Source organism: Pseudomonas ogarae (genome assembly GCF_014268695.2).
GTDB lineage: Bacteria > Pseudomonadota > Gammaproteobacteria > Pseudomonadales > Pseudomonadaceae > Aquipseudomonas > Aquipseudomonas kilonensis.
This window is the reverse complement of the sequence record NZ_CP077086.1, coordinates 2,745,825-2,757,574: the sequence shown is the minus strand read 5'-3', so window position 1 is coordinate 2,757,574 and position 11,750 is coordinate 2,745,825. Positions and strand designations below refer to the sequence as shown.

Below are 11,750 nucleotides of genomic sequence, written 5' to 3'. Positions count from 1 at the left end.
GGCAACGATCAGACTTTCTCCACCAGCATGCGGCCGACCATTTCCATGTGCAACGCATGACAGAACCAGCTGCAGTAGTACCAATGCAGGCCGGCCTTGTCGGCGATGAAGGTGATCGAGGCCGTCTGTTGCGGACTGATCTCCATGCTCACGCCATGGTTGGTCATGACGAAACCGTGGGTCACGTCTTCAATCTTGTCGATGTTGGTGATGGTCACCGTGACCTCGTCACCCTGTTTGACGGTGAACTCCGGCAGACCATAGGCCGGGGCCATCGAGGTCATGTACACACGCACTTTCTTGCCGTCGCGTATGACCTTGCTATCGGTTTCCAGCTTGATCCCATCCTTGGCAGCAATCGCTACAGTTTCGGCGAAAAACGGGTCGTTGCGATCCCAGATTTTTTTGGTCCGGATCTGGTCGCGACGGGCCATGACGCAGTCGTGAGGTTCGGCGAAGGCCGGGCCGTCGTGCACCAGTTTCATCTCGTCGCCGGAGATATCGATCAACTGATCGTTTTCCGGGTGCAGCGGGCCAGTCGGCAGGAAGCGGTCCTTGGAGAATTTGCTCAGGACCATCAGCCATTTGCCGTCGGCCTCGCTGGTTTCGGTCAGCGAGGCATGGTTGTGGCCAGGCTGATACTGCACGTCGAGTTTTTGCTTGATGTAATTGACCTTCTCGCCGGTGTAGGCGCGAACGGCTTCGTCCATGTTCCACTTGACCACCTGGCTGTCGATAAACAGCGTGGTGTAGGCGTTACCGCGACCGTCGAAGGTGGTGTGCAGAGGACCCAGACCCAGTTCTGGCTCGCCGACCACCGCGTCACGCGGCTCCTTGAGTTTGTCGTCAAACAGATCGTCCAGCTTGGCGGTGGCGATGATGGTGCAGGTCGGCGAAAGCTTGCCGGCGGCGATGAAATACTTGCCGTCGGGCGACATATTGATGCCATGCGGGTTCTTCGGCACCGGGATATAACGGGTGAATGCGCTGTCCTTGCCCTCGGTTCTACGACCGTCGACCACCGGCACTTTCGAATCGCCCAGCGTGATGAACTTGCCGGCCTTGATCGCTGCCTCGATGCGCGGAATGTTGAATACCACCACCCAATCGCGCTCGTTGCGCATCATGCCGCCCAAGTCGTAGGCCTTCTCCGAGTTGTAGCAAGTCGAAGCCGCATACTTGCCGGTGTAGTCGGCATCGGTGTTGTCCAGGTTGCCCTCGACGATGACCTGGAACGCCATCTCCATTTTCTCGGCATCAATGGCATTGAACATGGTGTAGCTGTTCTTGTCCTGGAGGTCGAAGGTGCTGCCGTCATTGGGGTGAGGAATGACGAATTCGGCGTTGGCGAACACGTATTTGGTGTGCGGCATTTTCTGGAGACGCAAACCGTGTACGGCCTGCACATTCGGTACGGTGAGCATTCTGTCGCATTTCATGACATCCAAGCGGATGCGCGCGACCCGGCTGTTGGCCTTGTCGTTGATAAATAGGTACTTGCCGTCGTACTTGCCGTCGGTCATGGATAAATGCGGGTGGTGGCAGTCGCCGTTCTGGAATTTGGCGCTGTCACCCATGATCCGCTTGCTTTCGTTAGTCAGGCCCCAGCCGGTGGCGGAATCGATGTTGAACACCGGAATGCGCAACAGCTCGCGCATCGACGGGATGCCCATGATCCGCACTTCGCCCTGGTGGCCACCACTCCAGAAACCATAGTAATCATCCAGATCGCCCGGCCCCACGTGGACCTTCGATTGCGCGTCCTTGGCCGCTGCCGCCCAGGTTTCACGGGTGAATACCACGCTACCCAGGGCCGTGGCGCCGGCCAACGCGACGCTGGCTACGGCACTCGTGCCGAGGAAACCGCGACGGCTCAGGCCGGTCGATTCCGTCTCCTGCTTTGCTTTCATGGTTTCATGATCGCTTTTCGACTTGTTATCGCTCATGGGTGTTGCTCCATCGGGGGCAGATATGAAAAAGCTCGGTCAATCGAGTCTTGATACCTCGTTTGCAGCGAGGTGGCTCAGGGCTCGAACACTTGCACAACAGGAATCAACTCTTCGCGATCCAGCACTGGCGCAGGTTTGCTCCGCGTTTTGCGCTTGTTCTTGATGACCAGTGGCGGGCATTTGTTTTCGTTGTGATAGGTCATCTGGCAATCGAGGCAGTAGTGGCACTCGTTGGCGTTGATATGGCCGTCCGGGTGGATTGCCTGGATTTCGCATTCCTTGGCGCAGAGCTGGCAAGGGGTACCGCACTCTTTTCGGCGTTTTAGCCAGTCGAACAGCCGCAGCTTGGTCGGAATCGCCAGCGCCGCGCCCAAGGGGCAGACGTAGCGGCAGTAAACCTTGCGGGTAAAGATATTGATCACCAGCAACGCCACCGCGTAGGCCACGAACCACCATTGGCGATCGAATTTAAGGGTGATGGCGGTCTTGAACGGTTCCACCTCGGCAAATTGCTCGGCAGTGGTCATCGACTCCAAGGAGATGCCGAACAGCAGCAGCAGGATGATGTACTTGATCGCCCACAACCGCTCATGGACCGCGAACGGCAACTCGTATTGCGGAATCTTCAGCTTGCGCGCGGCTTCGTTGATCAACTCCTGCAAAGCGCCGAACGGGCACAGCCAGCCGCAGAACACACCACGGCCCCAGAGCAGGATGCTGGCGGCGGTGAAGGTCCAGAGGATGAAAATGATCGGGTCCGTGAGAAACAGTTCCCAGCGGAAGTTCTCGAACAGGGCATGGACGAACGTCAGCACATTGACCACAGAAATCTGCCCAAGGGCATACCAGCCGATGAACACCACGGTGAAGACCAGATAAACCCGACGCAGCCAGTGGAGGAAGCGTGGGTATTTGGTAAAGGAGTCCTGCAGGAACAAAATCACCATCAACACGGCAAGGGCCGTGCACAGTACCCCGATCTGAAACGCTTTCTGGTACCAGATATTCACCCAGGTCGGCCGGTTGGCAACCTCGATGGCAGCCAGTTCTTCGGCAGTGGGCGGTGGCCGCAGGAGGTATTGCTCGGGCATCTGGTAAGACAGCTCGAAGCTACTGAACACGCCGCTGACTGCGCCTGTTTGACGACGTACCAGCAATTCCAGCGACCAGGGCGATCCCGGATCGAACCGGGCCGGTTCACGCACAATGAAAATCGACATTTCATCGAATTCCGGCATGCCCTTGGCAAACACGTCGGAGAGCCGCTGGTGGTCCATGTCGCGGAAACTGATGACATTGCCGAACTGGCGCAATTGCACCCGGTCGAAAATTCCGCCGCGCACATAACCCGAGCCCTTGTAGGAGAACAGGCCGCGGCCCAACACCGCGATGGCCTGCTCGCCCGGCTTTAGATCCTGCATGAGGAAACGGTATTGATTGTCGCCTAGCAGATTGCGACCGATGGCTGGCGGGTTCAAATCGGCGATGTACAGCTCAATAAAGGTGTCATCGACTTGATCGGCGGCGGCGTTGTCGATACCTTCGGCTTCGGTGCCCTTGAAGGCGGCATCAACCTGGCCACGGGTCAGGTTCAACCGGCGCACCGCGCCGTTACCGGTCAATTGCTCCCAGGTGGCGGGTTCGTAAAAGTCCTGGCGCACAGTGGCGGGCTTTTGTGCTGCGCCGGCCCTGTCCTCGATCAGCTTCAGCGATACGGCGACCTTTTGCGCGGCGCGCATGATGATCTCATTGACCACCATGACGGTCACCGTCGCACCGGAGATCCCATCAACGGTCACCGCCTCTAGATCACTGGACCGGCCAACGACCACCCTTCGGTCGGCCTTGACCCCTTTGTATTTGGCATCGAAAGCATGAAGCTTTTCCACGGGAATGCCGATCAGCAAAATCGGCTCATGGTGCTCCAGCACGTAGGCATCCTGGATGACGCCGTGGGTATCGAGGATGACCTGCATGTTGATCGGTTTGCCCGAGTAAGCCGGAATATCCACCACGTCCTGACTCTGGAACACGTAACCGAGCACCTCTTTGCCGGTGCGGATGGTGCGAACCTTGAACTCGCCGTCAGGCTCGGAAAGTCCATCGCTACCGGGAAATATGGCTTCTACACGCTGCTGCTCGAGCCCGCCATAATCCTTCGCCTGTAATCCGAAAAACCCATCGAACATCAGGCACAACAAAATGATCAGCCCATAGTGAAATGGACGCCGGACACCGGGCATTGGGAGTTTGGAAGCACGCATGGATTCGCTGAGCGATCGACCTCTGAAAAAACACCCGTCGAGCAACGATTATGCTCAATCGCTCTTAACTGAAATTATGTGATCAACACTCCTCCTTACTCACGAAAATAGCAATCATATTCTATAAACGGGTCAAACCAATTATCAGCACCAGTGGTTCAATATTTATTTAAAAGATTATCCAGTAGACAAATAGCATCTCCCAACAGGTCGATATATTTTTCCTCATGGCACGAAAACCTCTCGTGACGGGCATTCATGCCTGATTTTATCGCCTTTCGTCTAAAATACAGATTTGAATAGATTATTTATTGACTATGACCGAAATTTCCGCCCCCCCCCTGCAAATATAATTTCAGGCGACGGACCATCAATCGATGGTGAAGCGTTTAACCCTACGCCTAAGCCTTCCAAGAGACAGTAAACGGAGTCGATGTTCATTGTCATAGTTAGCACTCTTGGTATTGTTGGACCGAGCCAATATTCAAGTTGCAGCAACTTACATATCCGAATCGCGCCCACACTAATGGACTCTGGATCAGATAAAGTTTTCATAACTATGGCGACCATGCATCGTCCGAAGAACTTGAACAGGCTTTTTTTGCGTTTGCAAGAACTCAGTCAGGACCAGCGATGCGATCCTATGTGGGAGGCCGTCTGGTGGCGTTGTCATCGCAGAATCATAGCGGACTACCTTCTCTTTGATTACTAGCTTTTCCAAGGCAAGAGCTCGGATATGAAGGCAGACTAATTCGGCACCCGACAACTCTGGAATCTCGGTAGCCGCCATGATTGCAGTTCTACTGCTGCTCCCTTGTTGCCCGCGCCGATGCGTCGCACCTTCTCAGGAGGTGGATTGTCTATTAGCGGCGCTTCACCGTCTGTCCCGTAAGCTGGCGCCGAATAAGCCACCAGTCGAGAAGTCATATTGACTATTGTTTTGTCATTATGACCCTTTCCGGACTAGGTCGTAATGACCATTCAAATACTTAACTAATTGATATTGTTGAATAAAATTCTTGGCCCGTTTTGTGTATTGAGTATTGAACTTAACGCAAACCCCAAAGGGACAATGTCATGACTCGTTCAATCGCGCTCAGTTTTACCCTGTGTACTCTACTGTCTCCGCTATGCCTGGCAGACCAGATAATCCGTGAAGTCCCCGACACAACTGCCGGCAAGGGTTTCGGCGCCTTGACCGGAATGATGGTTGGCGCGGTAGGGGGGCCGATTGGTGCATTAGTCGGCGCAGCTGGCGGTTTTTTCGCAGGCAGTGCGGTGCAAACAGGGATTGGTAAATCTGAAACCGCTTATCAAGTAAAAAACACACAAGGTGAGACTAGTACAGTGCGCTCACCCAATGCCAGATTTGAAGTCGGGCAGCAGGTCACGCGTAAAGGTGCGCGACTGGTGGCAGTTGAGGAGTAAGAAGCCGGAACAGTTTCATGCGACTAATAGCCCCCCCTTTTTAGGCCCGCTTGCGGGCCTTTTTAAGTCGTTTTTGATATCTATCATTAACGATTCGATGTTTGATCAGATTCCTAAATGGATTCCCACCGTTCGGACTTTTTCGAGCTGCGCCGCCCTTGATTACTCGATCGACTCTATCTAGATCGGAAATTTGAATCCCGGATCATGAAAAGAGACGAAATACCGATCTCAAAATATCATGAAGCCATCGAGCTTACGGTTGACCATGACTGAATGCCATGCGCCTCCGCCCTCAATAGAGATATGCTGATCATTTGCTTCACCTGATTATTTCAATTTCTTCTATGTATCCGTCACTACGACTTGTTAAAATTTCATAGAATTTCTTGACAGCCATGCAAAGCCTACTACCCTCAAGATCATTCATTCTCACAACTTGAACCACCACACTCAAATATGCAGCGCTTGGTATCGTTAATAATACCCAACCGGCAGAGCGCTTTTCCAAGAACTTTCCAACTGCACTTTCTACTCGGGATGCAGCCGTGCAAAAAGCTTTGAAGATAGTCAGCTATGCCGTGCTCGTGCTGATGGCCAGCGCGGTCGTTTATGCCAGCGTTATCGGCATCACCTATTGGACGGGTATCGGCGTCTAGGGAGTTCGCAATGAACAAACGCCAGACACGCTCGTTCGCGCTGATATCGACGGCCATCGCCGCCATTGTGTTTCTTGGCATGACGGTTGATAGTCACCGGCAGTTTCCAAAATTGACCAACGCTCAACAGATCACGCCAGAAGTCACTCGCGGCAAGGATGTATGGCATGAATACAATTGCATCAATTGCCATACGTTGTTTGGTGAAGGCGCGTATTACGCTCCGGACCTTACGAAAATCACCCAGCAGCGCGGCACCCCCTATCTCACCGCGTTCCTCAAAGACCCCTCAAAGTTTTATGACGAGCAACGTCATCGCCGGTTGATGCCGAACCTAAAACTCAACGACGAAGAAATCGCGGCGTTGATCGCCTTTATGGATTGGGTGAGCAAGGTCGACAATCAAGGCTGGCCGCCGCGGCCGATCCTGGTGACCGGCACGTCGATTCCCGGCATGGACCTCACCGTTGCGCAACAGAATGTCGCCGGTGGCAACCAGCCACCCGCCGCACGCCCGGTGTCCGACAAGGAAGACCCGATCGCCCTGGGCGAGGCGCTGTTTCGAACCACGGCCACACCGGTGTGCAGCGCTTGTCATTCGATTGCACCGGGAGTCAATCTCGCCGGACCGACACTGGCCGGGTTGGCTGCTCGGGCCAAACAGGTCATTGCCTCGCCTGACTACAAGGGCAAGGCCAAGGACGTCGAAGGCTTCATCCGCGAATCCATCGTCACGCCAAGCGCGTACCTGCATCCGGGCGACATGTATTCCGCCAATGGCATGTCTTTCATGCCGGACACCTTCGCCAAATCGCTAACGCCCGAACAGATCGATCAACTGGTCGCCTATCTGGCGTCGTTCCAGTAATCAAAGGGGATGACCATGCGTTACAGATCTCAATCCGTCGCTTACTGGTACTTCGCCGTTGCCATGGCGCTATTCGGTCTGCAACTGGTATTCGGCTTGCTCTCGGCGGCCAAATACCTCGGACCGGATCCCCTGCTGGACGTGTTGCCCTTTGATGTCACCAAGGCAATACACACCAATCTGTTGATCGTCTGGGTACTGACCGGGTTCATGGGGGCAACCTACTGGATGGTGCCGGACGAGTCCCGTGGCGAGTTGCACAGCACCAAACTGGCGTATATCCAGCTCGGGTTGTGGACGGCCATGGGGGTCACCGCCGTGCTGGGCTATCTGTTCGGTTATGGCACCGGGAACAAACTGCTCGAACAACCGCTGCCGCACAAGATCGTGATCGTGATCTGCATGCTGATGTTTCTCTACAACATCGGCATGACCATCAAGAAAGCCGGGCGTTTCACTGCCACCGAAGGCGTTCTTTTGTTGGGCCTGGCCAGTGCCGCCGTGCTTTATTTGCCTGCACTGCTGCATTATGAAAACTACGTGGTATCGATCTACTACCGCTGGTGGACGATTCACCTGTGGGTCGAAGGTGTCTGGGAAATGATCCAGGGCGGCTTTCTGGCCTATCTGCTGATCAGACTGTCCGGTGCTGATCGCGAGGTCATGGAGAAGTGGCTGTACGTGATTGTCGGCCTGGTGTTCATTGCCGGTATCCTTGGCACCGCCCACCATTATTACTGGATCGGCGTCCCCCATTACTGGCTTCCATTGGGCGGTTTCTTCAGTGCACTTGAGCCTATGGCGCTGGTCGGTATGGCGATCTACGCCTACAACGCCATGCGCCGCTCCGGCCTCTCTCATCCCAACAAACTGGCCTTGCACTGGACCATGGGCAGCGCCCTGTTCACCATGTTTGGCGCTGGCCTCCTCGGTCTGGCTCATACCTTCCCCGACGTCAACAAATGGACCCATGGCACCCTGATTACCGCAATGCACGGCCATGCGGCCTTCTATGGGGCCTATGCCATGATAGTCCTGGCGATGATCACCTACGCACTTCCAGGCATGACCCGTCGTCCCGTGGAAGAAAGCAGTATCGGTTATTGGGCATTTTGGCTGCAGTTGGGAGGGATGTTCGGCATGACCCTGTCATTTGCCACTGCGGGCATTGCTCAGGTGTACCTGGAACGCATTCTCGGCATGGGCTATCTGGATGTGCAGTTGAAGATTCAGGTGCATTTCCTGATGCTGGTGGCGACGGCGTCGATGTTCAGCCTGGGTGTCGGGCTGTTTATCTTCGATTTTTTCCGCCATGCGCCGCAATTCAATGTCGATGAAGCCGATCCGGTTCTGGTGCCTCGTGCGTCGGGCGCAGCGTTGTAATGGATCGTTCGCGAATGCAGCAGAACCTGTCGGCCGCAGAATCCGCGCCGCAGCAAGCTGAACCCTATTACCAGTCCAGCGGCGACGAGGTGGCGATCTTCGATCAATGCCATGCACAGCAGCTGGCTGTCATGCTCAAAGGACCCACCGGGTGTGGCAAGACCCGTTTTGTCGAACACATGGCCTGGCGTCTCAAGCGCCCGCTGATCACTATTTCCTGCCATGACGACTTGAGTGCCAGCGACCTGGTCGGGCGCTTCCTGATCGGTCACCAAGGTACCCACTGGACGGAAGGCCCGCTGACCCGGGCGGTGCGCGAAGGCGCTATCTGTTACCTGGATGAGGTGGTCGAAGCGCGGCAAGACACCATTGTCGTCCTGCACCCGCTGACCGACCACCGACGCATTCTGCCCCTGGACAAAATCGGCGAAATCGTTGAAGCCTCGCCACACTTTCAATTGGTGGTGTCCTACAACCCCGGCTACCAACGAATACTCAAGGATTTGAAGCCGAGCACTCGACAGCGCTTTGTGGCGCTGGATTTCGATTTCCCGCCGGCCGAGCGCGAAATCGCCATTGTCATCCATGAAGGTGGAACCGACTACGCCATCGCCCACGCGCTGGTCACCCTCGCCCAGCGAATACGCGCCCTGCAGGACCGGGGCCTGGCGGAAGTCCCCAGTACCCGTCTGTTGATTGCCACTGCGCGACTGATTACCAGCGGCATTGCTGCGCCCATCGCCTGTCGGGTCGCGTTGATCTCGCCGCTGTCCGACGACGCGGTACTGGTCGCTGCCATGCGCGACCTTGTCGACCTGACATTTATCTAAATGGCCGAAGCCGAGGACCTCATTACCGATGTTGCACGTCACGCGACGGTGTATGCACAGGCATTGTGGCGTCGTCACCGCCCCCCCTCGGAAACTGAAAAAATCGTCACCCTCGGGGATGTCGCACAACACCTCGACTTGCTGATCAAGGCAGTGTTCAACACCCACTATTCGCTGCGCGTCGCGCAACCGCCCTCGCCCCCTACGCTGTTGAAGAAACTTTTTGTGCGTCACGAAAAGCCGTGTCAGCAAAGCGCCGTCCCAGCGACCGATGGCGTGACTATATGGCTACCGCAGGATTTGGGAAGCAGCGAGAATCCGCCCACCCTGAAGCGTTATAGAGCCCTGGCCTTGCAACAAGCGATGCGCGCCCAACGAGGCAGTGCAAACGCCCTGTCAGCCCTCGACAACCCGATGCAGCGCAGCGTCTATCTACTTCTCGAAGCTTGGGCGGCTGATGCGGATTTGATACGCCTGTTGCCGGGATTGGCGCCCTCGATCCATGACTTGCGCCAGCATGCCCTGGCGACCCGCCCGCCGCTTCACACCTTTCCCAGCCAGCGACAACCCCTGGAAAACTTCCTGCGTTTACTGCTGAACAATGAATGCGGCGCGCCTCTGGAAGAGTTGGCGACCCCCACCCACACCGCCGATTCGCTGCAACTGTCGGAAGCACTCGCGCAACGTCTCCTCCTCTGCGAAGAATCTCACGGGCTCGGCCCAGACAGGCTTCTCCTTGATGCCTGGACCGGCGACCTGCGCGAACCGTCGGCGGGTCAGGAAGTCTCGCCCCCGCCCGGTGAAGTCGACACCGACGATGCCCTGCCACGCAGTGCCCGCCTCACACGTCAGCCCACTGCGCGCGAGGCCTGTGCCGATGAGGACGACGATCAGGAACAAGGCCTATGGATGGTGCAACCCGCCGAACCGCTGGAAAAAGCCGAAGACCCCATGGGCATGCAGCGCCCGACCGACCGGGATACCGATACCCCTGCGGCTGATTTCGCTGAGTCTTTGTCCGAACTCAACGAAGCCCGGCTGGTGGTGACGGCAGGTCGCCCGAAAGAAGTGCTGCTGTCCCTCGACCCGCCACGGACCCGATTTCAGCACCGTGCACGGGACCTCGCAACCCACGCGATCAGCTATCCCGAATGGGATTATCACCACCAGGTGTACCGTGATCCGGGGGCGACCCTGCAACTGTGTCCTGTTCGGGAAGGCCCGCAGCAATGGGTCAAGCGAACCCTTGATGCTCATCGTCCGGTGCTGGATGCCATCCGTCGGCAATTCGAAAGTCTGCGGGCCCAACGCGTCAGGCTACGCAAACAATGGGACGGAGACGAAATCGATCTGGAAGCGTATATCGACGCTTGCGCCGAGGCCCGAGCTGGCCTGAGCATGCCGCAGGCGCTGTATCAGACCCAGCGTCGTGGCCGTCGCGACATGGCGATCATGTTGCTGATCGACGTCAGCGGCTCCACCGACAGCTGGCTGTCCTGCCATCGTCGGGTCATTGATGTCGAGCGCGAAGCGTTGCTGCTGGTCTGCCTGGCGCTAGAGAGCCTGGGCGAGCCTTATAGTGTGATGGCGTTTTCCGGCGAAGGGCCGCAGCGGGTCACGATCCGAACTCTGAAAACCTTCGATGAGCGTTACAGCCTTGAAGTCGGTCGGCGCATAGCGGCTCTCGAACCGGAACGCTACACCCGGGCCGGCGCCGCCCTGCGCCACGCCAGCACGTTGCTGATGCGCGAAGCTGCCACGCACCGTCTCTTATTGCTGATCTCCGATGGCAAACCCAACGATGTTGACCAGTATGAAGGCCGCTACGGCGTCGAAGACATGCGTCAGGCCGTAACCGAAGCCAAGCTCCAAGGCATCTATCCCTTCTGTTTGACTATCGATCGCCAGGCGGCGAACTACCTGCCAGCGGTATTCGGCTCGCGGCAATATGCCTTACTGCACAGACCCGAGTTGCTACCCAGTGTGCTGCTGGACTGGATCAAACGACTGGTATCAGCGTGAACGAGAGACGCCCGCCAAGGTTTTTTCATGGCAGGCGGTTTTCGGCTCATGACTGAAGTTTCCCGTCAGTGGGGAGATGACTTCATGACTGCGCCTTTTCCTGAATCCATTGGTTCCTCCTGAAGATAGGTCAGAAGGTGTAAACCTTATTCAGGACGAGACACTGCGATGACGCGCACAGTAACTTCTAAACCTAAATCTTTGAATGCAGAGCAAGCTGTGTCGCGCAGGCCAGGCCGCGCAGTGCCTCGATGGCGCCTTTGGCATCAGCCAATACACCGAGGCCGGGTGCTCAATAACCGGGAGCAGGCCTCCACGACGCTGGATCCGACAGAAATCCAGAGCCA

General features: G+C 56.4%; 7 protein-coding genes. 5 read left to right on the top strand and 2 right to left on the bottom strand.

The window, feature by feature from the left end:
- Positions 1-8: 8 nt before the first annotated feature.
- Both nosZ and nosR read right to left on the bottom strand, forming a co-directional pair.
- Entirely contained in the window at positions 9-1,946 is a 1,938-nt protein-coding gene (nosZ, locus tag HU749_RS12250; protein WP_186651976.1) for a TAT-dependent nitrous-oxide reductase, read from the bottom strand.
- A 77-nt stretch (positions 1,947-2,023) separates the two neighbouring features.
- Complete coding sequence (nosR, locus tag HU749_RS12245) at positions 2,024-4,213, bottom strand: transcriptional regulator NosR (RefSeq protein ID WP_025214364.1); 2,190 nt, start codon at positions 4,211-4,213, stop codon at positions 2,024-2,026.
- 1,077 nt (positions 4,214-5,290) lie between these two features.
- Here nosR and HU749_RS12240 point away from each other — a divergent pair.
- The 5 genes from HU749_RS12240 to HU749_RS12220 all read left to right on the top strand — a co-directional run bounded on the left by HU749_RS12240 (position 5,291) and on the right by HU749_RS12220 (position 11,403).
- Positions 5,291-5,641, top strand: coding sequence for a hypothetical protein (locus HU749_RS12240; RefSeq protein ID WP_034114485.1), 351 nt, complete (start codon positions 5,291-5,293; stop codon positions 5,639-5,641).
- Positions 5,642-6,310: 669 nt separating this feature from the next.
- Positions 6,311-7,168: a c-type cytochrome gene (locus HU749_RS12235; RefSeq protein ID WP_025214367.1), complete on the top strand. Its 858-nt coding sequence runs from the start codon at positions 6,311-6,313 to the stop codon at positions 7,166-7,168.
- Positions 7,169-7,183: 15 nt separating this feature from the next.
- A complete protein-coding gene (locus HU749_RS12230) occupies positions 7,184-8,551 on the top strand; it encodes a cbb3-type cytochrome c oxidase subunit I (RefSeq protein WP_013692871.1) in 1,368 nt (455 codons plus the stop codon).
- A gap of 14 nt (positions 8,552-8,565) precedes the next feature.
- Positions 8,566-9,381, top strand: coding sequence for a CbbQ/NirQ/NorQ/GpvN family protein (locus HU749_RS12225; RefSeq protein WP_025214369.1), 816 nt, complete (start codon positions 8,566-8,568; stop codon positions 9,379-9,381).
- Positions 9,382-11,403, top strand: a complete 2,022-nt coding sequence (locus HU749_RS12220) for a nitric oxide reductase activation protein NorD (protein ID WP_025214370.1) — start codon at positions 9,382-9,384, stop codon at positions 11,401-11,403.
- Positions 11,404-11,750 lie beyond the last annotated feature (347 nt).